Source organism: Azospirillum lipoferum 4B, assembly GCF_000283655.1.
GTDB lineage: Bacteria > Pseudomonadota > Alphaproteobacteria > Azospirillales > Azospirillaceae > Azospirillum > Azospirillum lipoferum_C.
Map to the genome: position 1 here is coordinate 322,501 of NC_016622.1, position 23,112 is coordinate 345,612.

Below are 23,112 nucleotides of genomic sequence, written 5' to 3' on the forward strand. Positions count from 1 at the left end.
CAGCAGATGCCCGACATGCAGGCTGGCCGCCGTGGCGTCGAAGCCGACATAGGCGGTCAGCAGCCCGCCGGGCGCCGCGCCGGCAAGGCCCGACAGGTCGTCGGCCGGGTCGCTGCACTGGTGGAGGAAGCCGCGCTCACGCAGGATGCGGAGGAACTCGGCGGCGCTGGATTTGGAAGGCATGGGAAAAGACATGGGGCAGGTCTCTTGCGGATGGACCGTTGCCGTCCGGAGACTGTCTCTGTCGGGGAGAGAACCATGGCCGCCGGACTTGCAACGGCATGGTTTCGGGGATGACCGATCGACGCCGCGCTATGAGAGCGGCGGATAATACATCGGGGCGGTGAGGGCGATGCGGTCGGTCATGCGATCTTCCCTACACCGGGTTGCCGGAAAGATCCACCCCCGGCAGGTCAATGCTGCCAACCGCTCAGCGCCTGCCGAGCAGCTGGCGGCGGGCGAGCGCGCGGTGAAGCTGCATCCGCTGGGACACGGTGCGGGGGCGGGCGCCGCGGATTCCGGGGGCGAACAGCCCGTCCAGATTCTGGCCGAACATCTCCCAGCTGCGCAGCGGCCCGGTGTCGATGTGCAGGAAATGCGAGCGCGGATACCAGCCGACCCCGCCGCGCTTGAGCTCCAGCGCGCTGCGATGCGCATCGGGCAGGCGGGAGGGCAGGGTGATGTCCAGCGCGCGGCCCAGCAGATGCTGGCTGTGCTCCGCCACGCCCAGGCTGCGCGCGGCCAGCATAGCGTTGGTCTCCGGCGTGCGGAAGGCCGACAGGATGGTCGCCTTGCTCTGCCCGACCGCCTCCAGGATGTCGGCGAGGAAATCGAGCGTGCCGACGTCGATCGGCCCCTCCTTGTTGGCGCGGTGGTCGCGCAGCAGCTTGGAGAGGTCGGCCATAGCGTCGGGCAGTGGACCGGAGGCGTCGCGGTAGGGCCCCTCGAACGTCTCGCCGGTGTGCTGGTTCCTGAGGCTGAGGCGGCGGGGTGCCGCGGGCGCGGCCAGCGCGCGGTCCGACATCAGGACAAGCGCTCCGCAGCCGATCAGCAGGCTTCGGCGCTTCAGGGAGAGGGACGAGGAGGACATGGAGGGGGCGGGTCTTTCAGCAGGGCACCGTCACGTCAACAAAATGGAGAGCGATTCGCAAATGCAAAGTGGCGGAGCATGGCCCGGCTGCGCGGAAAGCAGGGGGCCTTTACCGCTCACAGCAGGCGCTGGGCCTTGAAGCTGGTGTGGCGCCCGCCCTTGCCGATCACCAGATGGTCGTGGACGATCAGGCCGATCGCGTTGGCGGCGCGCACGATCTCCTTGGTCATCTCGATATCGGCCCGGCTGGGGGTGGGATCGCCGGAGGGGTGGTTGTGGACCAGGATCACCGCACTGGCCGACAGCTCCAGCGCCCGCTTCACCACCTCGCGTGGGTAGACGGGGGTGTGGTCGACGGTGCCGCGCTGCTGCACCTCGTCGGCGATCAGGGTGTTCTTGCGGTCGAGGAACAACAGGCGGAACTGTTCCGTCGGCTCATGCGACATGGCGGCGGAGCAATAGTCGATCAGCGCCTGCCAGGAGGCCAGCACCGGCCGGTCGATCACCCGCTGCTGCAGGGCGCGCAGGGCGGCGGCCCCGACGATGCGGACCGCGGCGACGGCGTTGTCAGTGCCGAGCGACACGCCTTCCGCCTTCAGCCCGCGCAGCCGCTCCGGCGGCGCGTTGACCACGCCCCACAGGTCGCCGAAGGTCCGGATCAGCAGCTTGGCCAGCGGCTTCACGTCGCGCCGCGGGCTGACGGCGAACAGCACCATCTCCAGCAGCTCGTAATCCTCAAGCGAATCAGGGCCGCGGTCGAGGAAGCGGCGGCGCAGGCGGTTGCGATGGTCCAGATAATGGGGATCGCCGTCGTCGGGCTCATCGGCCTGCCCATCGTCGGAGGCCGGCATCGAAGCCGCCCCCACAGGTGCGGCATCGGTGTTCGAGCCCAGGATCTCCGGAAAGGGCAGGAGGCCGGCGGTCAGGCCGGCATCGTCCATTTCCGCTCCGCCCCCCGCGCTTCCGGCCTTCCTGCCGCGTCCCGTCGTCTTGCGTCCTGCCATCGATCGTCGCCATCCCTATGTATGGCGCCGACTATAGCGTCTGAATGCGCGAGCGCACAGGGGGAGCGCTCGCGCATCCGGAGAGGGACGTCCGGTCCGGCAACGGTCCTCAGACGATCGCGGTGTCCGGGATGGTGCCGGTCAGCACGGCGCGGACATTGTCGGCGATCATGTGGCCGGTGCGGATGCGCGCCTCGTCGGTGGTGGCGCCGATGTGCGGGGTCAGGATCAGGTTCGGCACGCCCCGGAACGGGTTGTCGGCCGGCAGCGGCTCCGTCGCGAAGACGTCCAGCAGGGCGCCGCCGAGATGGCCGCTCGTCAGCGCCGCGGCCAGCGCCGCCTCGTCGAGGATGCCGCCGCGGGCGACATTGACCAGGATGGTGCCGGGCTTCAGCCGGGCGATAACCTCGGCGCTGACCAGATTGTGGGTCTCCGGCGTGTAGGGCAGGTGGAGCGACAGCGCGTCGGCACTGTCCCAGATGCGGTCGAACGACACCTTCTCGACGCCCATGCCGGCCCAGACCGGATCGTCGGCCGGCACATGCGGGTCGGCGGCGATCACCGTCATGTCCAGCCCCTGGGCGCGGCGGGCGACATGGCGGCCGATGCGGCCGAAGCCGACGATGCCCAGCGTCTTGCCCGACACCTCGCGCCCGATCAGCCGGCCGCGCGGCCAATTGCCGGCGACCACGTCGGGCGTGGCGAAATAGGTGGTGCCGCGCACCAGCATCATCAGGCCGGCGATGGCCAGCTCGGCCACCGATACCTCGTTGGCGCCGGTGGCGGGCAGGACGGCGATGCCGCGCTCCTGGCAGGCCGGCACGTCGATGTTGTCCAGCCCGACGCCCAGCCGGCCGACCGCCTTCAGGTTGGGGAAGGCGTCGAAGAAGGCGCCGCGGATCTCCGTCTCGTTGCGGATGCAGATGGCGCGGGCGTCCTGGCCCATCGCATACAGCTCGTCGAGGCGCTTGTAGAGGGTCTCGTCATAATGGACGTCGAAGTCGCGGCGCAGGTCGTCGACGGCGCTCGGCTGCATGAATTCGGAAATGATGATGTCGGGCATGGCGGAAGGCTCGATCAAGAGGGAGGGTCAGAGCGTGATGCCGGCGGCGTCCAGATAGGGCTTCAGGTTCAGAAGCTCGATCGTGGTTTCGCCGGCTTCCAGCTTGTGGCGGTAGGCCTCTTCCGCGGCCTCGCGGGCGGCGGCCTTCTCCAGCGTGTCGGCGGCCAGATCGCGGGGCACCACCACCACCCCGTCGTCGTCGGCGACCACGATGTCGCCGGCCGACACCATCACGCCGCCGCAGACGATGGTGGTGTTGATGTCGCCCTTGGCGTCGGTCTTGTTGGTGCCCTTCATGTTGGTGCCGCGGCAGAAGACGGGGAAGCCCATGTCGCGGATGGCGACGGCGTCGCGCACGCAGCCGTCGATCACCAGACCGCCCAGGCCGCGGGCGATGGCCGACGCGGTCAGCACGTCGCCCCAGGGGCCGGCGTCGGTCATGCCCTTGAAATCGACGACCAGGATGTCGCCCGGCTTCGCCAGCGCCACCGCGATGTGGATCATCAGGTTGTCGGTCGGCCCGCAGGACACGGTCAGCGCCGGCCCGCACAGCCGCATGCCGGGGAACAGCGGCTTGATCGGGTGGCCCATGGCGCCCTTCTTGCCCATCGCCTCGTGCAGGGTGGCGGGGGATTGGGCGCGCAGAGCCTCCAGCGTCGCAGCATCGGGGCGGAGGAAATCCTTGTGGACGGTCATGCCGGGAACAGCCTTTCGCGGATGAGCGGGGTACGATCCGGCTGCGCGCCGGACAATCCGCATAGCGGGTGAACATATACTGATAAACAAGTATTAGAATATTTGCGGGTTGCTGAAAATATCGAAACGGCGGTTGATTGGCAGAAAATCGCCTTTACGATGGAGCAACCGCAAGAAGGCGCCAGCCTGACAATTGGCGGTTGATAAAAGCAATTGAAAGATGCCGCATCCGCCTGGGCGGCGGTCCTGGGAAGGGCCCGGCTGTTCAGCGGATGCGAACCGAAGGAGGCGATGTATGGATACGAACGCGCGTCCCGCCGTGCGGGGTGGATCGACAGGAACGGCCGCCGACGGGGCCGGAACCGGGCGGTTCGGTGCCCTTTCGCGCGGACTGCGGCGGCGTGCCGCCCGGCTGGCCGGTGTCGCCGGGATTGCGGTCTCCGCACTGGCCGCGGCCTTCGGGCTGGCGGGGCCGGGTGCGGCCTGGGCGGCCTATCCGGAGAAGCCGATCACCCTGATCGTCGGCTATGCGGCCGGCGGCGGATCGGACTTCATCGTCCGTTCGCTCGCCCCCTTCATCGAGAAGGAACTGGGCGGCGGCACCCGCGTCATCGTGATGAACCGTCCCGGTGCCGGCGGCGAGATCGGTTTCGCCGCCATCGCCGACGCGGCCCCCGACGGCTACACCATCGGGCTGATCAACTCGCCCAACGTCGTGACGATCCCGATCGAACGCCAGGCCCGTTTCTCGCTGGACCGGCTCGACCCGCTCTACAATCTGGTCGACGACCCCGGCTCCTTCGTCGTCCACAAGGACAGCCCCTACCGGACGCTGGCCGACGTGGCCGCCTTCGCCAAGGCCAACCCCAACAGCGTGACGGTCGGCACCACCGGCATCGGATCGGACGACCATCTGGCCATGCTGGTGTTCCAGCGACTGACCCAGACCCGGCTGACCCATGTGCCCTTCCCGGGCAGCGCCGATGCCCACCGCGCGCTTCTGGGCCGGCATATCCAGGTGACTGCGATGAACATCGGCGAATCGGCGCGGGCTCGCGAGGGCGATCCGATCCGCATCCTGGGCGTGATGACCGAGGAGCGGTCGGCCCAGGCCTCCGACGTGCCGACCTTCAAGGAGCTGGGGTTCGACGTGAAGATGTCCTCGCTGCGCGGTCTGGCCGCGCCGACGGGGCTGCCGCCGGACATCCGCGCCAAGCTGGTGGATGCCATCGGCAAGGCCGTCCTGCATCCGGAATTCCAGGAGATCGCCCGCAAGGCCTATCAGCCGCTGCGCCTGCTGCCCCCCGACCAGTATGCGGCGGAGCTGAAGACCCAGGAGGCGACCTTCCGCACCATGTGGAAGGAGACGCCCTGGCTGAAATGACGGTCGCCGCGCGGTTCGGCGAGACGACCGTGCGGACATGGAAAAGGGCGCCGGCAGATCGCCGGCGCCCTTTCTTTTCGCGTCAACCTTGCGCAGGTCTTACTTCAGCCAGGGGTTCGTGGCCCACAGCTCGCGCAGTTCCTTGGTCGACTCGGCCAGTTCGGCGGCATACTTCTCCGGCGGCAGCAGGCGCACCGGCTGGTACAGTTCCTTCGCCTTGGCCTGGAAGCCCGGGTCGTTGGCCGCCTTGTCCAGGGCGTCGACCAGCTTGGTGCGGACGTCCGGCGGCAGCCCCTTCGGGGCGGCGATGCCGCGCAGCGACGACATCAGCGCGGCGAAGCCCTGCTCCTTGAAGGTGGCGACGTCGGGAGCCTGCTCCACCTTCGTCTCGGCCATCACGCCCAGGACGGCGATGGGGTCCTTCTGCTTGTACTGCATCGCCTCGCCGATGTTCACGGCGCTCAGCATGATCTTCTTGTTGGCCAGCGCCGCTTCGTTGGCGGCGGAGCCCTGGAAGGGCACATGGGTGAAGGTCACGCCGGCCTGGCGCTGGAACACCAGCATCGCCAGATGGTCGTCGGAGCCGATGCCGGTGGTGCCGACGGTGACGCCGTTGGGGTTGGCCTTGGCGAAGGTCACCACGTCGGCCAGCGTCTTGAACTGCCCTTCCTTGTGGACCGCGAAGGAGCTGGGATCGTCGACCAGATTGTAGAGCGGGTCGAGCCGGTCCAGCGAATAGCGGGCCTGGCGTTCGATCGGGATGGCGTTGACGTTGGGCGAGTTGATGGCGCCGATGGTGTAGCCGTCGGGGGCCGAATCGGCGATGGCGGCGAAACCGATCTCGCCACCGGCGCCGGGCTTGTTCACCACCTCGACCCGGGCGCCGTCGCCCAGCTGCTTCTCAAGGAAGGGCGCCAGGGCGCGAATCAGCAGGTCGGTGCCGCCGCCGGCGCCGAAGGCCACGATCATCGTGATCGGCTTCTCCGGATAGGCCGCCTGGGCGTTCGTGGCCGACATGAGCATCGCACCGGCCGCAGCCGCCAGAGTCAGAGACTTCCAGAACTTCATGATCCCCCCTTCGATGATGCACTGCGCAGGGCGGGCCGGAGTCGGCATGCCATGCGCGGAACGGGGCGGAGTCCGGCCCGGTCCGGCACGAATCGGCGCCGTCCCGGCGGGATCGGCTGTAATCGTGCGCGGCGGCGGGCCAGATGCCGCTGAATATCTGAGGATGTTCCTACATCAGCAAGAACAAGCCTTCAACTCCGCAGCATACAATTTCGCATCGTCGCGTCAATACACCGCAGAATATTGAGAAGGATTGGTGAATGTGATGGGGCCTGCCAAATAAATACTGTGTATTGGTTCAGAGAGTCGGCGATTTTTGTTGGGATTGGCTTGCGTTTGCCAAGTCGAGAATCATGGGCGGACAGTCGTCTTCCACTCGCCACCCATCAGGGCCGTCTAACGCGAAGTTGTATATCTTCCATACCATTTGCCGGAGCGCCCGCAGGGTTTCTCTTTATTGGAGAACATATTCCGGTATGACGTCCCAGTGATATGTACCATGTCTCCCGCCTCCCGCGCCTGTCGTTCCGCTCCTGCGGACGCGGTGCGAAGGGCGGTCGGCGGCGGCCGGTGTTTCGGGGCGTTCCCGGGCGTTGACAGTCGGTGGGCACCGCACTATGGTGCGCGCCTTCAATCGAGCCGCCGAGCGTTCAGGAACAGCATCATGAAAATCGTCAACTCCCTGAAGTCGATGAAGACGCGCCATAAGGCCTGCCGCGTGATCCGCCGCAAGGGCCGCGTCTACGTCATCAACAAGCAGAACCCCCGTTTCAAGGCCCGCCAGGGCTGATCGATCCGCAAGGTTCGATCGACTGCGAGGCCGGGCATCGCGCCCTGCCTCTCCGTCATCGGGTGTTTACGCAAGAGCCGCGCCTTCAGGTGCGGCTCTTGCGTTTTGGGGTCCCTGCATCCCCGTCGCCGCATCGCCTTGTATTAGGATCCCGGCGGATGGTACGTGTGGCTGACGAGTTCGCCGCAACGGGATGAGGACCGCCCGCCATGAAGATGCCGGTGCCGGACAGCGGGGTGATCGCCCGCCGCCGGGAGATCGTGGAGGCGCTGCGCGCCATCGTTCCCGGCGAAGGCGTGATCGTCGACGAGAACGAGCTGCGCGCCTACGAGTGCGACGGCCTGACCGCCTACCGCCAGCTGCCGATGGTCGCCGTCCTGCCCAGCACGGTGGAGCAGGTGTCCCAGGTCCTGAAGACCTGCAAGGCGATGGGGGTGAAGGTGGTGCCGCGCGGCGCCGGTACCTCGCTGTCGGGCGGCGCCCTGCCGCTGGCCGACGGCGTGCTGCTGGGCATGGGCAAGTTCAAGCGCATCCTCGACATCGATTATGCCAACCGCTGCGTCACCGTGCAGCCGGGGGTGACCAACCTCGGCATCTCCAACGCGGTCGCGCATGAGGGCTTCTATTACGCCCCCGATCCGTCCAGCCAGATCGCCTGCACCATCGGCGGCAACATCGCCGAGAATTCCGGCGGCGTGCACTGCCTGAAATACGGGCTGACCACCAACAACGTGCTGGGGCTGGAGATGGTGCTGATCGACGGCACCGTCATCCGGCTGGGCGGCAAGCATCTGGACGCCGGCGGCTACGACCTGATGGGCATCGTCACCGGGTCGGAAGGGCTGCTGGGCGTGGTGACCGAGGTCACCGTCCGTATCCTGAAGAAGCCGGCCACCGCCCGCGCCGTCCTGCTGGGCTTCCCCAGCAGCGAGCAGGGCGGCGACTGCGTGGCCGCCATCATCGCCGCCGGCATCATCCCCGGCGGCATGGAGATGATGGACCGTCCCGCCATCCATGCGGCGGAGGCCTTCGTCCATGCCGGCTACCCGCTGGATGTCGAGGCTCTGCTGATCGTCGAGCTGGACGGCCCGGCGGCGGAGGTCGACCATTTGATCGACCGGGTCGAGGCTATCGCCCGGACCAAGGGAGCCTGCTATGCCCGCGTGTCCAAAAGCGAGGAGGAGCGGCTGGCCTTCTGGGCCGGGCGCAAGGCGGCCTTCCCGGCGGTGGGGCGGATCAGTCCCGATTACTACTGCATGGACGGCACGATTCCGCGCAAGGCGCTGCCGCTGGTGCTGCAGCGGATGCAGGAGATGTCGGACCGCTGCGGCCTGCGCGTCGCCAACGTCTTCCATGCCGGCGACGGCAACCTGCACCCGCTGATCCTCTACGATGCCAACAAGCCGGGCGAGCTGGAGGCGGCGGAGGAGTTCGGCAACGACATCCTGCGCCTGTGCGTCGAGGTCGGCGGCGTGCTGACCGGCGAGCATGGAGTCGGGGTGGAGAAGCGCGACCTGATGACCGACCAGTTCGACGAGGCCGACCTTCAGCAGCAGCAGCGGCTGAAATGCGCCTTCGATCCCGACGGGCTGCTGAATCCCGGCAAGGTCTTCCCCACGCTGCACCGCTGCGCCGAGCTCGGCCGGCTGCATGTCCACCAGGGGGAGCTGCGCTTCCCCGACATCCCGCGCTTCTGAAGGACCGCTGTCCGCCATGACCATCACCACCTTGAAGCCGGATAGCGCCGCGCAGGCGTCCGACGCGGTGCGCTGGGCGCTGTCGGCCGGCGAACCGCTGGAGATTTTGGGCAGCGGCAGCCGCCGCGGGCTGGGCCGCCCGGTGCAGGCCGGCCACGCGCTCGACCTGTCGGGCCTGTCCGGCGTCATCGCCTATGAGCCGGAGGAGCTGGTGCTGACCGCGCTGGCCGGCACGCCGATGGACCTGATCCGCAGCATGCTGGCCGAGCGCGGGCAGCATCTGGCCTTCGAGCCGCCGGAGGGCGGGACGCTCGGCGGCTTGGTCGCCAGCGGGCTGGCCGGGCCGCGCCGCATCTCCGCCGGTTCCGCCCGCGACCACACGCTGGGCATCGCCGGGATCAGCGGCCGGGCCGAGGCCTACAAGGGCGGCGGCAAGGTGGTGAAGAACGTCACCGGCTATGACGTACCCAAGCTGATGGCCGGCTCCTTCGGCACGCTGACCGCGCTGACCGAGATCACGGTGAAGGTTCTGCCGGCGCCGGAGGACACCGCGACGCTGCTGCTGTTCGGGCTGGGCGATTCGGCGGCGGTGGCGATGCTCGACCGGGCGCTGCGCAGCCCCTACGAGGTGTCGGGCGCCGCCCATCTGCCGGCGGGGATCGCCGCGCGGTCGGGCGTGTCCGCCGTGGCGGGAGCGGGCGGTGCGGTGACGCTGGTGCGGCTGGAGGGCTTCGGCCCCTCGGTCGCCGCACGCGTCACCATGCTGCGTGAGGAACTGCGGGCCGACGCGGTGCTGGGGCGCGACGAGTCGCTGGCGGTCTGGCGCGAGGTGCGGGACGGGGGGTGGTTGGGGGAGGTGGTCGCTGGTTGCCCCCTCCCCAACCCTCCCCCGCCTTCGGCGGGAGAGGGAGCCTTGCCGACGACGCCCCAATCTCCCTCCACCGCGCAAGCGGGGGAGGGTCGGGGAGGGGGCATGAGCACTTCCCCTCCCGCACACCCGCCCCACCTCTGGAAACTCTCCGTCCCCCCCTCGACCGGCCCGTCCACGGTGGACGCCATCCGCCGGACGCTCGACGTCGAGGCTTTCTACGACTGGGGCGGCGGGCTGGTCTGGCTGGCGGCGCCGCCCGACTCGGGCGCAACCATCCGCAGCGCGCTCTCCGCCGGCGGCCACGCCACATTGGTGCGGGCGCCGGAGGCGGTGCGCGCCGCGACCGACGTGTTCCAGCCCTTGCCCGAGCCGCTGATGGCGCTCAGCCGCCGGGTCAAGGAGAGCTTCGACCCCAAGGGCATCCTCAACCCCGGCCGCATGTATGCGGGGCTGTAACGGGAAGACCGATCTCGATGCAAACGAACTTCTCGCTGGCCCAGCTGGCCGATGCCGCGATCCGCGACTCGGAACAGATCCTGCGCAAATGCGTGCATTGCGGCTTCTGCACCGCGACCTGTCCGACCTACACCATCCTGGGTGACGAGCTGGACAGCCCGCGCGGCCGCATCTACCAGATCAAGGACATGCTGGAGAAGGGCGGGCCGCCGCCCGACACCACGGTCAAGCACATCGACCGCTGCCTGTCCTGCCTGTCCTGCATGACGACCTGCCCGTCCGGCGTCCATTACATGCATCTTGTCGATCACGCCCGCGCCCATATCGAGGCGACCCACACCCGCCCGCCGGCCGACCGGGCGGTGCGCGACCTGATCGCACGGGTTCTGCCCAATCCGCGGCTGTTCCGGCTGGCCCTGCTGGGCGCCTCCCTGGGCCGGCCGTTCCGCGGCATGCTGCCCAAGCGTCTGTCCGCCATGCTGGCGCTGACCCCGGCCAGCGTCCCGGCGCCGAGTTACAGCGACCGGCCCGGCGTGCATCCGGCACAGGGGCCGCGGCGGAAGCGGGTGGCCCTGCTGATCGGCTGCGCCCAGCAGGTGCTGGCCCCGCAGATCAACGAGGCGACCATCCGCCTGCTGACCCGGCACGGCGTCGAGGTCGTGGTGTCGAAGGGCGCCGACTGTTGCGGCGCCCTGACGCACCATATGGGCAAGGAGGATCTCGCCCACGCCGCCGCGAAGAAGACCATCGACGCCTGGACCAGGGAGATCGAGGGCGAGGGGCTGGACGCCATCGTCATCAATGCGTCGGGCTGCGGCACCAGCGTGAAGGATTACGGCCACATGTTCCGCGAGGACTCCGCCTATGCCGCCAAGGCGGCACGGGTGGCGAATCTTGCGAAGGACGTCACCGAGCTGATGGGCGAGATCGGGCTGGCCCGGCCGGTGGTGGAGACGGGGCAGGCGGTCGCCTACCACTCCGCCTGTTCCATGCAGCATGGCCAGCGCATCAAGGAGCCGCCGCGCGCCCTGCTGCGCGCCGCCGGATTCCTGGTGAAGGAGATCCCCGACGCGCATCTCTGCTGCGGATCGGCCGGCACCTACAACATGCTGCAGCCCGAACTGGCGGGGGAACTGCGGAACCGCAAGGTCGCGGCCATCGAAAGCACGCAGGCCCAGGCGGTGGCGGCCGGCAATCTCGGCTGCATCACGCAGATAGCGTCCGGCACCGGCCTGCCGGTGGTCCACACGGTGGAGTTGCTGGACTGGGCGACCGGCGGGCCGATGCCCGAAGCGCTGGCAGGCCGGGCGGCCTTCCGGCAAGGCGGCGCGCAGGCGGCCTGAGACGAAGCGGAAGCGTGGCGGCACGGAGCGGCGTGGGTGGCGCCGGGGGTTTCGTACCCCCACAATTCTGTGTTTATCTGCGTTCATCTGTGTCAGAAGATCCGCCCGTTTCACCGCGTTCCGTCCCAGCCCCATTCCGTTCAGGTCATCGCCTTGTCCTTGCCACCGTCCTCCTCGCCACCCACGGAAAACATCGGCATGAGCGCCGGCTATGGAATCACCCATCGCCTGTCGGCCTGGGGCGTTCACATCTTCACGGCCAGCGGCGCCGTGCTGGGGCTGCTCGGTCTGTTGGCGGCGGCGGCGGGCGATGCCAAGCTGTGCCTGATGTGGCTGGGCATCGCGCTGGTCGTCGACGGCGTCGACGGCACGCTGGCCCGCCGGGTGTCGGTCAAGCAGGTGCTGCCGGGGATCGACGGATCGGCGCTGGACCTCGTCATCGATTACCTGACCTATGTCGTGGTGCCGGCGGTGTTCATCCACCGCTTCGGCCTGCTGCCGGACGGGCTGGTCAGCATCGCTCTCGCCGCCTGGATCCTGCTGACGGCGCTCTACTGCTTCGCCAATGTCGGGATGAAGAGCGGCGACAATTACTTCGTCGGCTTCCCGGCAATCTGGAATGTCGTCGCCCTGTATCTCTGGCTGCTCGACCTCAACCCCTGGTTCAATGCGGCGGTGGTGGTGGCGCTGGGGCTGCTGACCTTCACCACGGCCAAGTTCCTGCACCCCTTTCGGGTCAAGGCGCTGATGCCGCTGAACATCGCGGTGACGACGCTCTGGCTGCTCTGCTGCGTCGCGCTGGTGGTGCTGGAGCCGGCGCGTCCGGGCTGGCTGTTCGGTCTGTGGCTGGCCACCTCGGTCTATTACGCCGCCGTCTGTGCCTGGCGGACCCTGCGCGGCCCCTGATCGCCTGACGTCCGGGCGGCGGGGGAACAGCTCCGCGTGGTGGGCGTTGCCTGGATGCAAATCCGGCATCGCACCAGAGGGGACCCCGCCTTGGCCGCAGACCATCCGATTCGGATCGGCACCGCCGGCTGGAGCATTCCCAAGATGTCCGCCCCGGCCTTTCCCGCCGACGGCACCCATCTGGAGCGCACCGCCCGCGTCATGGCGATGACGGAGGTGAACAGCAGCTTCTACCGCCCGCACAAGCCGGAGACCTGGGCGCGCTGGGCCGCCTCCACCCCGCCCGATTTCCGCTTCGCGGTGAAGCTGCCCAAGGCGATCAGCCACGAGGCCCGGCTGGTCGGCGCCGACGCCGCGCTGGAGCGCTTCCTGGCGGAGGCCGGGATGCTGGGCGACCGCTTCGGTCCGCTGCTGGTCCAGCTGCCGCCCAGCCTGCGCTTCGACCGCTCGGTCGCGGAGGATTTCTTCGCGCTGCTGCGCGCCCGCTTCGACGGCGACGTGGTGTGCGAGCCGCGCCATGCCTCCTGGTTCACCGACGAGGCGGACTCCCAGCTGGTCGCCCACCGCGTCGCCCGCGTCGCCGCCGATCCCGCCCCGGTTCCGGGAGCCGGCGAACCCGGCGGCTGGGACGGGCTGCGCTATTGGCGGCTGCACGGGTCGCCGGTGATCTACCGCTCGGCCTACGAGCCGGCGGTGCTGGACGCGCTGGCCGAGCGGCTCCTGGAGGAGGCGGCGCGGCGGCCGGTCTGGTGCGTCTTCGACAACACCGCCGACTTCCACGCGGCGGACGACGCGCTGGCGACGATGGCGCGGCTGCGGGGCCGGTCATAAGCGCCATTCTCTATCGGACGACCCCCCAGCACGACCGAGACAGTGCATTGTTGCAAGGCTATCCTGCCGCGAAATGCCCCGATAGGAGGGGCAACGACGTGCAGGCGGTGCGGTTATGGAGTTCGTCGTCCTACTGCTGATCTTCGGCTTCATCACCCACCGGCTGGACCGCCGGCTGAAGGCGCAGGAGGCGGAAATCGCCACGCTGCGCGGCAGGCTGGACAAGGCGCTGACCGGCGCCGTTCCCCTGCAGGCGGCCCCGTCCGTCGAAGCGGCCCCCGAGGCGTTGCCGGACGCGCAGCCGGCGGAACCGCTCCCCGAACCGGTCCTTGCCGCCGAAGCGGCTCCCCTGCCGGAAGAGACCGCGCAGCCGACTGCACCGGAACCGGTCACCCCGCCGCGGGCGGGCTGGCGCGAGCTGGAGGAATCGCTGGCCTCGCGCTGGCTGATCTGGCTCGGCGGCGGCACCATGGCGCTGGCGGCGGCCTTCTTCATCAAGCTGTCGGTCGAGCATGGCTGGCTCGGGCCGTCTGTGCGGGTGGCGCTGGGGCTGCTCGCCGGCTTCGGGCTGATGGTGGGCGGCGAATGGCTGCGCCGCCGGCCGGCCCAGCGCGCCGTCGCGGCGCTCCGCCCCGATTACGTGCCGCCGGCCCTGACCGCCGCCGGCCTGTTCACCGCCTTCGCCAGCGTCTATGGCGGCTTCGCCCTGTTCGGCCTGTTCGCGCCGCTGGTCGCCTTCGCGCTGCTGGCGGCGCTGTCGGTCGTCGGCATCGGGCTGTCGCTGCTGCAGGGGCCGTTCATCGCCGCGCTGGGGCTGCTGGCCGGCTATGTCTCCCCCCTTCTGGTGTCTACCGGCGACCCGGACGCCTGGGGCCTGTTCGCCTATCTGCTGGCGCTGAACGGGGCGGGCATGGCGGTGGTGCTGTATCGCCGCTGGCGCTGGCTCGGCTGGGGGGCGCTGGCCGGTGCCGCGCTCTGGCCGCTGCTGTGGATGATCGACCCGTGGAGCCGCGGCGACGCGCTGCCGACCGGCCTCTACCTGCTGCTGACCTCCGCCCTGTTCCTGGTTCCGGCCGTGCTGGGCGTGGTTGCGGGAACCGCGGAGGACCGGCTGGCGGAGCCGGCGCCCGCCACCGGCTGGCGAGCGGCGCTGCCCGACTGGATCCGGCGCAAGCAGCGCCATCCCGCCGACCGGCTGGCGATGATGGCGATGCGGCTGTTCGGCCTGCTGGTCGCCGCCGTCACCTGGCGCGCCGGGCATGACGCGGTGTCGCTGACCGTGCTGACCCTGTTCGCGCTTCTCGCCATGGCCGCCGGCCGGCGGACCGAGCGGATCGCCGGAGTCGCCTGGATCGCGGCGCTGACCGTGCTGCTGTCGCTGGCGCCCTGGAACCTGCCCTATGTGCCGTCCAGCCCGCCGCCGCTGACTGCGGAGGGCCAGCCGCTGATCGTCGCCGATCCGGCCGGCTATCCGGCGGCGGTCGTGCGCTTCCTGTGGGTGGCGGGCGGCTTCGCGGCGCTGTTCGGCATCGGCGGTTTCGCCGCGCTGTGGGGCGCCCGGCGGGCGGCGCTGTGGGCGTCGCTGTCGGCCCTGGTGCCGCTGACCCTGCTGACACTGGCCTACGCCCTGGTCGAGCCGCCGGAGACCGCCATCGGCTGGCCGGCGGCTGCGCTGGCCTTGGCCGCCCTGCTGGTCGCCGGCACCACGCCGCTGGCCCGCCACCGTCACCGGCCGGGCGCCGCGCTGGGCCTGGCTGCCTTCGCCGCCGGGGCGAGCGGCGCCATCGCCCTTGGCGCCACAATGACCCTGCAGGAGGCGTGGCTGACGGTGGCGCTGGCGATGCAGGTGCCGGTGCTGGCCTGGCTGGAGCGGCAGATGACCCTGCGCGAGCTGCGCGGCGTCGCCCTGCTGGTGGCGGCCGCCGTGCTGGTGCGGCTGGCGATCAACCCCTATGTGCTGGATTACGAAGGCTATGCCTGGATCGCCTATGGCTATGGCCTGCCGGCGCTGGGCTTCCTGCTGGCGGCGCGCCTGATGCGGACGGCGCCGGACGGGAGAGGTGACGATCTGGTGGTGATGGTGCTGGAGGCCGGCGCCCTGATCTTCACCACCCTGATGCTGTCGCTGGGCATCCATCGCTGGATGGCCGGCAGTCTGGAGGCGGAGCCGTCCGGCCTGGCGGAGGTGGCGCTGCACACCCTGTCCTGGCTCGGGCTTGCCCTGCTGCTCGCCGCCGACCGGCGGTGGAGCGCGCGGCCGGTGGCGGTGTGGGGCCGGCGTCTGCTGGTGCTGATGGCCGCCGCGACCACCGTCTTCCTGCATCTGCTGGGGCTGAACCCGCTGTGGAACGACGAGTGGGTGGGGACATGGCCGGTGGTCAACCGGCTGCTGCTGGCCTATGGCGCGCCGGCCGTGCTGCTTCTGCTCTATCTGTGGTACGACCCGCCGCCGTCGCGCAGCCTGCGGAGCGCCGCGCCGGTCCTGCCGATGCTGCTGATCGCCACCAACCTCGCGCTGGAGATCCGCCGCGCCTTCCAGGGGCCGATCCTGTCCGGCTACGACATGTCGGACGCCGAATGGTACGCCTATTCCGTCGGCTTCCTGCTGTTCGCGGTGGCGATGCTGGTGACGGGGATCCGCTTCGGCTGGGGCTGGATGCGCCATGCCGGGCTGGTGCTGGTTCTGGCGGTGGTCGCCAAGGTGTTCCTCAGCGACATGTCGGATTTGGAGGGGATGTACCGCGTCGCCTCCTTCCTCGGCCTCGGCGTCTCGCTGGTCGGCATCGGCTGGCTTTACCAGCGCCTTCTGCGCCCGCCCGCTGACAATCTGTTGGACCAACGGACTCATTGACAGACCGGGCGGGGAACGCTCCCATACGGTGAAGGATGGGCCGGGAAGGAACCCGGCCCCCGCCACCGGAGGAGCAGCGCCAGATGGACCGCGAGACGCACGGCAACGCCTATCCCATCCTTCCCGACGGCGAGGAGGGCTTCACCGTCGAGGCGGCGCGGATGAAGTTCGGCCCCGGCATACTGGCCGAGCTGGGCGGCGATGCGGTCTCGCTGGGCATGACGCGGGTGGCGCTGTTCACCGACCCGCGGGTTGCCGCAACCGCCCCCTTCGCCATGGCGCTGGAGTCGCTGAAGCGGGCGGGCGTCGATCCGGTGGTCTATGACCGCTGCCGGGTGGAGCCGACCAGCGCCTCCTTCCTCGACGCCGCCGATTTCGCGCGGGATGGCGGCTTCGACGGCTATGTCTCCATCGGCGGCGGATCGGTGATCGACACCGCCAAGGCGGCGAATCTCTACGCCACATACCCGGCCGACTTCCTCGCCTACGTCAACAAGCCGCTGGGGGAGGGCATCCCGGTGCCCGGCCCGGTCAAGCCGCACATCGCCTGCCCGACCACCTGCGGCACCGGCAGCGAGACCACCGGCGTCGCCATCTTCGACCATGTGGAAAAGCAGGTGAAGACCGGCATCTCGTCGCGCCATCTGCGGCCGAGCCTCGCCGTCGTCGATCCGCGCACCATCGACAGCCTGCCGCCCGGCGCCATCGCCGCCACCGGCTTCGACGTGCTGACCCACGCCATCGAGAGCCACACCGCGCGCCCCTTCCGCTCCCGCCCGCGCCCGGACTCGCCGACGGCCCGCCCGCCCTACCAGGGCGCGAACCCGTGGTCGGACATCGGCAGCCTGCAGGCGATCCGGCTGGGCGGGCAATGGCTGGAACGGGCGGTCAACGACCCCGACTGTGCAGAGGCGCGCGACGCGCTGATGTTCGCGGCGACACTGGCCGGTCTGGCCTTCGGCAATGCCGGCGTCCACATCCCGCACGCCATGTCCTATTCGGTGGCCGGGATGAACCACAGCTTCACCGCGACGGGATACGAGACGGTGGACCCGATGGTGCCGCACGGCATCTCGGTGGTCCTGAACGCCCCCGCCGCCTTCCGCTTCACCGGCCCCGCCGCTCCCGAAGCGCATCTGTGCGCCGCCGAGGCGCTGGGGGCGGACACGCGCGGCGCTGTGCCGGAGGATGGCGGCGAACTGCTGGCGACCCGGCTGATCTCGATGATGCGGGCGACCGGGCTGCCGAACGGGTTGTCGGCGCTGGGTTACGGCGAGGCCGACATCCCCGGTCTGGTCAAGGGAGCCGCCGCCCAGCAACGCCTGCTGACCATCGCCCCGCGCCCAGTGTCGGAGGACGACCTGCGCGGGCTGTACGCGGATGCGATGCGTTATTGGTGAGGGGCTGGGGCCGCGCTGCTTTCGAGCTTGGTGAGGGTGGCGCGGGCGGTGGCGAGGTTGTCGGTTGCCAGGGTGATGTGATAGGGAGCGTTCAGGTGGGTGAACATTTCCAGGGCTGCCTCTTGGGCGGTGACCGCCTGTCTGGCGCTGTCCATGTCGCGGGTCTGTTCGGCCAGCGCCCGCAGGGCGTTGCCCATGTTGCTCTGCGTCATCGCCCAGTGGAGGGGAACGCGGTCGCGTGTGTACTCGAGCAAGGCGTTGTTGTAGGCGTCCACGGCCTGCCGCAGCCCTGTACTGTCGCCGTCGCGCTCCCCGAAACTTTGGAGGGCGGCTCCGAGATTGTTCTGCGTCATCGCCCAGTCGAGGGGAACGCGGTCGCGTGTGTACTCGAGCAAGGCGTTGTTGTAGGCGTCCACGGCCTGCCGCAGCCCTGTACTGTCGCCGTCGCGCTCCCCGAGCCTTCGGAGGGCAACTCCGAGATTGTTCTGCGTCATCGCCCAGTCGAGGGGAACGCGGTCGCGTGTCCGCTCGAGCAAGGCGTTGTTGTAGGCGTCCACGGACTGCCGCAACTGTGCGCTGTCGCCATCGCGCTCCCCGAGAATGCTGAGGGCGTTTCCGAGATTGTTCTGCGTTATCGCCCAGTCGAGGGGGACGCGGTCGCGTGTCCACTCGAGTAAGGCGTTGTTGTAAGCGTCCACGGCCTGCCGCAGCCGTGTACTGTCGCCGTCGCGCTCCCCGAGACTCAAGAGGGCGTTTCCGAGATTGTTCTGCGTCATCGCCCAGTCGAGGGGAACGCGGTCGCGTGTCCGCTCGAGCAAGGCGTTGTTGTGGGCGTCCACGGCCTGCCGCAGCCGTATACTGTCGCCGTCGCGCTCCCCGAGACTAGTGAGGGCTAATCCGAGATTGTTCTGAACGCGCGCCCATAGTGTGGCGTGGCTGTCGCGCGATGGCATTGCCTCGCGGTAGCGGGCGATGGCGGCCAGGAGGGCGTTGTTGTCGCCCCGCTCGTCGCCATGCTGCCGAAGGGCGTCGGCGGAATCGGTGAGATAGTTGCCGCGACCCTCCGTATCCCCGGTTGGCAGCAGATTGGCGGCGGCGAGGAAATGGTCGGCGGCGGCGCGGTGGTCGGAACGCAGGGCGCTCAGCCGCGCACGTTCGGCGCGGGTGGCGGCTTGACGGCGGGCAAGATCGTCGACATTGGCCTGCGCCTTGGCGCGGGCGGCGGCCTGGGCGTTTTCCAGCGTGACCAGCAGGCGTTCGGCGTGATCGTAATCACCCTTTTCAATGGAGATTCGGGCCTCGGCCAGTGTCGGGCGGTCATCCGGGCCGGCGGATTGCTCCAGCGCGGTGAGGCGGTCCACCATCTCGCGGTATTGCAGGGCGATGCTGGTCAGTTTGGCGGTGAGCTGTTCGGGGGGAACCTGTTCGTGCCGCAGGATGGTGAAGAAGGAGGTCAGCGCCTCCCGGCTGATCGTGCCGAACTGGTCGGCGACGGCGATGGCCTTCGCTTCGGAGCTTGCGGACAGGTCGCGCACGCCCGCGAAGATGGCGGCGATCTGGTCCGGCGTCGCACCGTGGTTCGTCGTGATCGTGTTGCCGGTCATCGATTCGCCGGTGCTGGCGCCGCCGGTGCTGGCGCTGACGTGGGTGCCGCCGGTCTGGTCCGGTGCTGGCGCTTTGGATTTGCGCTGCCAAAGCCAGCCACCCGCACCGCCCGTGAGAGTCAGAACGGCCAGCACTGCGGACAGGGCTCCCGCATTCTGCTCGGCATTGAGCCATGCCCAGATCGTTCCGGCGAATATGGAAAGCGTATCGGTCATAACAACGCGCAGTCAGGGGGAGGATTGCGCGCATCGTGTCATGTGGGTGGAGTGTCCCGCAAGCGAGGCGTGTTGCGTGTTCCCGCAGTTTTGGCAAAGCGTGATCCATCCCCTCTCCCCCCCGCTTTCGCGCAAACGAAGTTTGCGCTGTCGCGGCAGGCGGACCAAAGGTCCGCTGAGAGCGGGGAGAGGGTTAGGGTGAGGGGGACGCGTGGCGGCCTTTCACCGAGAATCCACCATGTGCATCCCCCTCACCCCGACCCTCTCCCCGGGGGGCTATGGCATTCACACAATTCCAGGCATCGCTAAGCTTCTGAGATAAAAGGAACTTTGCGTCATCCCCGCGAAGGCGGGGATCCAGGAAACTCCGCAGATCAGCGGCGTATGTGGCTGGATTCCCGCCTTCGCGGGAATGACGGCCGACAAAGTTGCTTTATTTCAACGTCTTAAGTGACGCTAAGATGTGTGAATGCCATAGCTCCCCGGGGGGAGGGGGGATGGTGCCCGTTTTTCCTGCTGGCTGTTGCCCGCGACACCCGCTCGTTATAGGAATAATACCCTATATCCGTGCGGAGTCCCCATGCCCCCCGTTGCCCGGTTTCCCACCCCGTTCACCGCTCCCCGCCGCCCTCGCGCGGCCGGCGTGGAACACCTGAACAGGGTCCGGAAAACCGTTTCACGGTGTTTCAAACGTTCCATCCACCCCCGCGAAACAGGGGTGCCAACCTCAGAACTGTTCCTCGCTCAGCGCCATCACCGTGTTGCGGGCGCTGGCGATGGTCGGCAGCAGGGCGGGGGCGGTCGCCAGAACCTGCTCGGCGTAGAAGCGCGCGACGATCAGCTTGGTTTCCAGGAAGGAGGCGTTGGCGCCGGGCTGGCGCAGGCCCTCCATCGCCTTCATCGCCGAACGCGCCAGCATCCAGCCGCCGGCCACACTGCCCCACAGCTTCAGATACGCCACCGCACCGGCCGCGGCGCCCTGCAGGTCGCCCTCCGCCTGGGTCGCGACCATCCAGTCGATGGCCTTGTCCAGCGCGTCCAGCCCGGCCGACAACTCGGCCCGGATCACGGCGAGGTCGTCGCCGGGGGCCGCACCCAGCTCCTCCACCGTCGCCCGCATGTCGGCGACGAAGGCACGGGCGGCGGCCCCCTTGTCGCGGCCGGTCTTGCGGAAGGTCAGGTCGTTGCCGTGGATGCCGTTGGTGCCCTCATAGATCGGGGTGATGCGCGCATCGCGGTAATGCTGGGCCGCACCCGTCTCCTCGATGAAGCCCATGCCGCCATGGATCTGCACGCCGGTGGAGGCCACCTCGCAGCCGATGTCGGTCGACCACGCCTTGACGATGGGGGTCAGCACGTCGACCCGCGCGGTGGCCGCGGCCCGCACCGCCGGATCCTCGTGGTGGCGGGAGATGTCGAGCTGCGTGCCGGCATAGAGCGCCAGCGCCCGCGCCGCCTCGGTCTTGGCGCGCATGTCCAGCAGCATGCGGCGCACGTCGGGATGCTTGATGATGGCGACGCCGGCGCCCTTCGGATCGGCCAGATCCTTGCTCTGCACGCGGCTCCTGGCATAGTCGCGAGCCTGCTGATAGGCGCGCTCGGCAATCGCCACGCCCTGGATGCCGACGCCGAGCCGGGCGTTGTTCATCATCGTGAACATGTATTCGATGCCGCGGTTCTCCTCGCCGACGAGATAGCCGATGGCGCCCTCGTCGTCGCCATAGGCCATCACCGCGGTCGGGCTGGCCATGATGCCCAGCTTGTGCTCCAGGCTGGCGCAGCGCAGGTCGTTGCGCTGGCCGGGGGTGCCGTCGGGCTTGGGCAGGAACTTCGGCACGATGAACAGGCTGATGCCCTTGATGCCGGCCGGGGCGTCGGGCAGGCGGGCCAGCACCAGATGGACGATGTTCTCCGTCAGGTCATGCTCGCCATAGGTGATGAAGATCTTCTGGCCGGTGATGCGATAGCTGCCGTCGTCCGCCCGCACCGCCTTGGTCCGCACCGCGGCAAGGTCGCTGCCCGCCTGCGGTTCGGTCAGGTTCATCGTCCCGGTCCATTCGCCGGAGATCATCTTCGACAGGTAGACCGCCTTCTGCTCGTCGCTGGCATGCTCGGTCAGCAGATCCACCGCGCCCTGGGTCAGCAGCGGGCACAGGCCGAAGGACAGGTTGGCGGCCTGCCACATCTCGTTCACCGCGAAGGCGACGGTCCAGGGCAGGCCCTGCCCGCCATACTCTGGCTCGAAGGGCAGGCTGTTCCAGCCCGCTTCGGTGAACTGGCCGTAGGCCTCCTTCCAGCCGGTGGCGGTGCGGACGACGCCGTTCTCCAGCTTCGCGCCCTCCTTGTCGCCGACCCGGTTCAGCGGGGCGAGCACGCCGGAGGCGAATTTGCCGGCCTCTTCCAGGATGGCGTCGACCAGATCGGGGGCGGCGCTGTCGCAATGGGGCAGGGCGGCGATGGCGTCGAGGCCCACCACCTCGTTCAGGACGAAGCGCAGATCGTCGACCGGAGCGGTGTAGGTCATGGCGGGGCGGTTCTCCCAAGGCAGATTTATAGGGGAAAGATTGTTTGGTTTACCTATACGTTAACATACAGCATCGGATGGCGCTTGGCGAGAGGGCGGGATGCCGCGTGGTTAAGGCTAGGCCCGCCACACGGCGCCATCAAGTCCCCACCTGATTGGCACGGCGTCTGCATAGGAGTGTCCGCCTCCCACCGGGGCCTTCACACGGGGATCGACCCATGACCTACGCTTCCGCCCTCGGCAATCCCAGCGACACCGCCGCCCAGCAGGCCCGCGCATCCCGCGGCCCGGCCAATGTGGAGGCCGCCGTTCGCAATGCCAGCGCCAGGACAGGGGTCGATTTTTCCTACCTCATGGAAAAAGCTGCCGTGGAGAGCGGCTATCGCACGGACATAAAGTCCTCCTCCTCGTCGGCGACGGGGCTCTACCAGTTCATCGACAGCACCTGGCTGCAGACGATGAAGGAGCATGGCGCCGACCATGGCTATGGCAAATACGCCAATGCCATCCAGACCCGCAGCGACGGCCGCCCCTATGTCGCCGATCCGGCGATGAAGAAGGAGATCCTGGAGCTGCGCAAGGATCCGACCGCCTCGGCCCTGATGGCGGCGGAATACACCCGCGGCAACAAGGAGTATCTGGAGGAGACGGTGGGCGGCAAGATCGGCTCGACCGAGCTGTACATGGCCCACTTCCTGGGGGCCGGCGGCGCGTCGAAGTTCCTGAACGCGATGCAGGAGAATCCCGGCCGCACCGCCCGCGACGTCTTCCCCGATGCCGCCGCCGCCAACAAGAACGTCTTCTACGACAAGGCCACCGGCAAGGCGAAGTCGCTGAAGGAAATCTACGACCGCTTCGCCACCAAGTTCTCGGAGAACCCGCTGGCCAGCTTCGCCCCGGCCCAGGTGGCGACCGACGCCGTGCGCAAGCAGGACATGCCGGACGGTTTCACCACCCAGGTGCCGATGGCCCCGGCCAAGGCGCTGAACGGCACGCCGCTGTCGATCTATCAGGTGCTGGCGCTGAACGCGCTGGAGACGCCGGACGAGGTCGACAGCATCAGCGGCCGCCCGGCCCGCCTGCGCGACAAGGAGAACCGCCGCATGCGCGAGGAGCCGGTGCGGACCGACCAGACGGCGGACACCGGCGTCGCCATGGGCTTCGGGCTGGGGTTGGGCCGGATCGTCGGCTCCGAATCGGCGACGCCGGTCGCCTCCGCAACCGCGGGCGCCGCCGGCAAGGATGCCGTGACCAAGGCGGCTTGAGCGGGGCGGCAGGAGGTGGAGAGGGGCAAAATGCCCTACGCTGGCGCTTTGAC

The 23,112-nt window shown here is 68.9% G+C and carries 18 protein-coding genes (1 of these 18 only partly in view); 10 read left to right on the top strand and 8 right to left on the bottom strand.

Annotation, left to right across the window (positions count from 1 at the left end; translation table 11 throughout):
- The 5 genes from tyrS to AZOLI_RS01450 form a co-directional block, all read right to left on the bottom strand.
- Window positions 1-195, bottom strand: the 5' end (the start) of a protein-coding gene (gene tyrS, locus AZOLI_RS01430; RefSeq protein WP_014246795.1) for a tyrosine--tRNA ligase. The gene continues 1,062 nt to the left of window position 1, outside the view; 195 of the gene's 1,257 nt are visible here — the first part of the coding sequence; its start codon is at window positions 193-195; its stop codon lies off the left edge, out of view.
- Window positions 196-430: 235 nt separating this feature from the next.
- Window positions 431-1,090, bottom strand: coding sequence for a YcbK family protein (locus tag AZOLI_RS01435; RefSeq protein ID WP_014246796.1), 660 nt, complete (start codon window positions 1,088-1,090; stop codon window positions 431-433).
- 116 nt (window positions 1,091-1,206) lie between these two features.
- Window positions 1,207-1,941: a RadC family protein gene (radC, locus tag AZOLI_RS01440; protein WP_044550293.1), complete on the bottom strand. Its 735-nt coding sequence runs from the start codon at window positions 1,939-1,941 to the stop codon at window positions 1,207-1,209.
- A gap of 262 nt (window positions 1,942-2,203) precedes the next feature.
- Window positions 2,204-3,157 (bottom strand): hydroxyacid dehydrogenase, encoded by a 954-nt coding sequence (locus tag AZOLI_RS01445; RefSeq protein WP_014246798.1) that lies wholly within the window; start codon window positions 3,155-3,157, stop codon window positions 2,204-2,206.
- A gap of 27 nt (window positions 3,158-3,184) precedes the next feature.
- Window positions 3,185-3,853, bottom strand: coding sequence for a 4-carboxy-4-hydroxy-2-oxoadipate aldolase/oxaloacetate decarboxylase (locus tag AZOLI_RS01450; RefSeq protein ID WP_014246799.1), 669 nt, complete (start codon window positions 3,851-3,853; stop codon window positions 3,185-3,187).
- A 295-nt stretch (window positions 3,854-4,148) separates the two neighbouring features.
- Here AZOLI_RS01450 and AZOLI_RS01455 point away from each other — a divergent pair, with 295 nt between their 5' ends.
- A complete protein-coding gene (locus tag AZOLI_RS01455) occupies window positions 4,149-5,237 on the top strand; it encodes a tripartite tricarboxylate transporter substrate binding protein (protein ID WP_014246800.1) in 1,089 nt (362 codons plus the stop codon).
- Window positions 5,238-5,336: 99 nt separating this feature from the next.
- Here the strand turns inward: AZOLI_RS01455 and AZOLI_RS01460 are convergent, their stop codons facing one another.
- On the bottom strand, window positions 5,337-6,305 hold the full coding sequence (locus AZOLI_RS01460; protein ID WP_014246801.1) for a tripartite tricarboxylate transporter substrate binding protein: 969 nt from the start codon (window positions 6,303-6,305) through the stop codon (window positions 5,337-5,339).
- A 664-nt stretch (window positions 6,306-6,969) separates the two neighbouring features.
- Here AZOLI_RS01460 and ykgO point away from each other — a divergent pair.
- The 8 genes from ykgO (at window position 6,970) to AZOLI_RS01500 (ending at window position 17,450) form a co-directional block, all read left to right on the top strand.
- The gene (gene ykgO / locus AZOLI_RS01465; RefSeq protein ID WP_012973122.1) at window positions 6,970-7,095 is read left to right on the top strand and encodes a type B 50S ribosomal protein L36; all 126 of its coding nucleotides are present in this window, start codon (window positions 6,970-6,972) and stop codon (window positions 7,093-7,095) included.
- Window positions 7,096-7,304: 209 nt separating this feature from the next.
- Entirely contained in the window at window positions 7,305-8,792 is a 1,488-nt protein-coding gene (locus AZOLI_RS01470) for an FAD-linked oxidase C-terminal domain-containing protein (RefSeq protein WP_014246802.1), read from the top strand.
- Window positions 8,793-8,808: 16 nt separating this feature from the next.
- A complete protein-coding gene (locus AZOLI_RS01475; protein WP_014246803.1) occupies window positions 8,809-10,119 on the top strand; it encodes an FAD-binding protein in 1,311 nt (436 codons plus the stop codon).
- Window positions 10,120-10,136: 17 nt separating this feature from the next.
- Window positions 10,137-11,462 carry a glycolate oxidase subunit GlcF gene (gene glcF, locus AZOLI_RS01480; protein ID WP_014246804.1) on the top strand — a complete coding sequence of 442 codons (1,326 nt, stop codon included), beginning with the start codon at window positions 10,137-10,139 and terminating at the stop codon, window positions 11,460-11,462.
- Window positions 11,463-11,660: 198 nt separating this feature from the next.
- Window positions 11,661-12,368 carry a phosphatidylcholine synthase gene (gene pcsA, locus AZOLI_RS01485; RefSeq protein ID WP_014246805.1) on the top strand — a complete coding sequence of 236 codons (708 nt, stop codon included), beginning with the start codon at window positions 11,661-11,663 and terminating at the stop codon, window positions 12,366-12,368.
- 90 nt (window positions 12,369-12,458) lie between these two features.
- The gene (locus AZOLI_RS01490) at window positions 12,459-13,199 is read left to right on the top strand and encodes a DUF72 domain-containing protein (RefSeq protein ID WP_014246806.1); all 741 of its coding nucleotides are present in this window, start codon (window positions 12,459-12,461) and stop codon (window positions 13,197-13,199) included.
- A gap of 115 nt (window positions 13,200-13,314) precedes the next feature.
- Complete coding sequence (locus AZOLI_RS01495) at window positions 13,315-16,050, top strand: DUF2339 domain-containing protein (RefSeq protein WP_014246807.1); 2,736 nt, start codon at window positions 13,315-13,317, stop codon at window positions 16,048-16,050.
- A gap of 83 nt (window positions 16,051-16,133) precedes the next feature.
- Window positions 16,134-17,450, top strand: a complete 1,317-nt coding sequence (locus AZOLI_RS01500; protein WP_014246808.1) for a hydroxyacid-oxoacid transhydrogenase — start codon at window positions 16,134-16,136, stop codon at window positions 17,448-17,450.
- On the opposite strand, the gene AZOLI_RS30240 is transcribed toward AZOLI_RS01500, so the two are convergent.
- Both AZOLI_RS30240 and AZOLI_RS01510 read right to left on the bottom strand, forming a co-directional pair.
- Entirely contained in the window at window positions 17,441-19,270 is a 1,830-nt protein-coding gene (locus AZOLI_RS30240; RefSeq protein ID WP_014246809.1) for a tetratricopeptide repeat protein, read from the bottom strand. The two genes, AZOLI_RS01500 and AZOLI_RS30240, sit on opposite strands and share 10 nt — an antisense overlap.
- Window positions 19,271-19,997: 727 nt before the next feature.
- A complete protein-coding gene (locus tag AZOLI_RS01510; protein WP_014246810.1) occupies window positions 19,998-21,794 on the bottom strand; it encodes an acyl-CoA dehydrogenase in 1,797 nt (598 codons plus the stop codon).
- 218 nt (window positions 21,795-22,012) lie between these two features.
- Between AZOLI_RS01510 and AZOLI_RS01515 the strand changes: the two genes are divergently transcribed.
- Window positions 22,013-23,059, top strand: coding sequence for a hypothetical protein (locus tag AZOLI_RS01515; protein ID WP_014246811.1), 1,047 nt, complete (start codon window positions 22,013-22,015; stop codon window positions 23,057-23,059).
- Window positions 23,060-23,112: the final 53 nt, after the last annotated feature.

Excerpts from the sequence above, each read along its gene's own strand:
- AZOLI_RS01500 (WP_014246808.1), top strand. The coding sequence starts at position 16,134 with ATGGACCGCGAGACGCACGGCAACGCCTATCCCATCCTTCCCGACGGC.
- AZOLI_RS01470 (WP_014246802.1), top strand. The coding sequence starts at position 7,305 with ATGAAGATGCCGGTGCCGGACAGCGGGGTGATCGCCCGCCGCCGGGAG.
- AZOLI_RS30240 (WP_014246809.1), bottom strand. The coding sequence starts at position 19,270 with ATGACCGATACGCTTTCCATATTCGCCGGAACGATCTGGGCATGGCTC.
- glcF (WP_014246804.1), top strand. The coding sequence starts at position 10,137 with ATGCAAACGAACTTCTCGCTGGCCCAGCTGGCCGATGCCGCGATCCGC.
- AZOLI_RS01475 (WP_014246803.1), top strand. The coding sequence starts at position 8,809 with ATGACCATCACCACCTTGAAGCCGGATAGCGCCGCGCAGGCGTCCGAC.
- AZOLI_RS01515 (WP_014246811.1), top strand. The coding sequence starts at position 22,013 with ATGACCTACGCTTCCGCCCTCGGCAATCCCAGCGACACCGCCGCCCAG.
- AZOLI_RS01445 (WP_014246798.1), bottom strand. The coding sequence starts at position 3,157 with ATGCCCGACATCATCATTTCCGAATTCATGCAGCCGAGCGCCGTCGAC.
- AZOLI_RS01460 (WP_014246801.1), bottom strand. The coding sequence starts at position 6,305 with ATGAAGTTCTGGAAGTCTCTGACTCTGGCGGCTGCGGCCGGTGCGATG.
- AZOLI_RS01450 (WP_014246799.1), bottom strand. The coding sequence starts at position 3,853 with ATGACCGTCCACAAGGATTTCCTCCGCCCCGATGCTGCGACGCTGGAG.
- pcsA (WP_014246805.1), top strand. The coding sequence starts at position 11,661 with ATGAGCGCCGGCTATGGAATCACCCATCGCCTGTCGGCCTGGGGCGTT.
- ykgO (WP_012973122.1), top strand. The coding sequence starts at position 6,970 with ATGAAAATCGTCAACTCCCTGAAGTCGATGAAGACGCGCCATAAGGCC.
- AZOLI_RS01435 (WP_014246796.1), bottom strand. The coding sequence starts at position 1,090 with ATGTCCTCCTCGTCCCTCTCCCTGAAGCGCCGAAGCCTGCTGATCGGC.
- AZOLI_RS01455 (WP_014246800.1), top strand. The coding sequence starts at position 4,149 with ATGGATACGAACGCGCGTCCCGCCGTGCGGGGTGGATCGACAGGAACG.
- AZOLI_RS01510 (WP_014246810.1), bottom strand. The coding sequence starts at position 21,794 with ATGACCTACACCGCTCCGGTCGACGATCTGCGCTTCGTCCTGAACGAG.
- radC (WP_044550293.1), bottom strand. The coding sequence starts at position 1,941 with ATGCCGGCCTCCGACGATGGGCAGGCCGATGAGCCCGACGACGGCGAT.
- AZOLI_RS01495 (WP_014246807.1), top strand. The coding sequence starts at position 13,315 with ATGGAGTTCGTCGTCCTACTGCTGATCTTCGGCTTCATCACCCACCGG.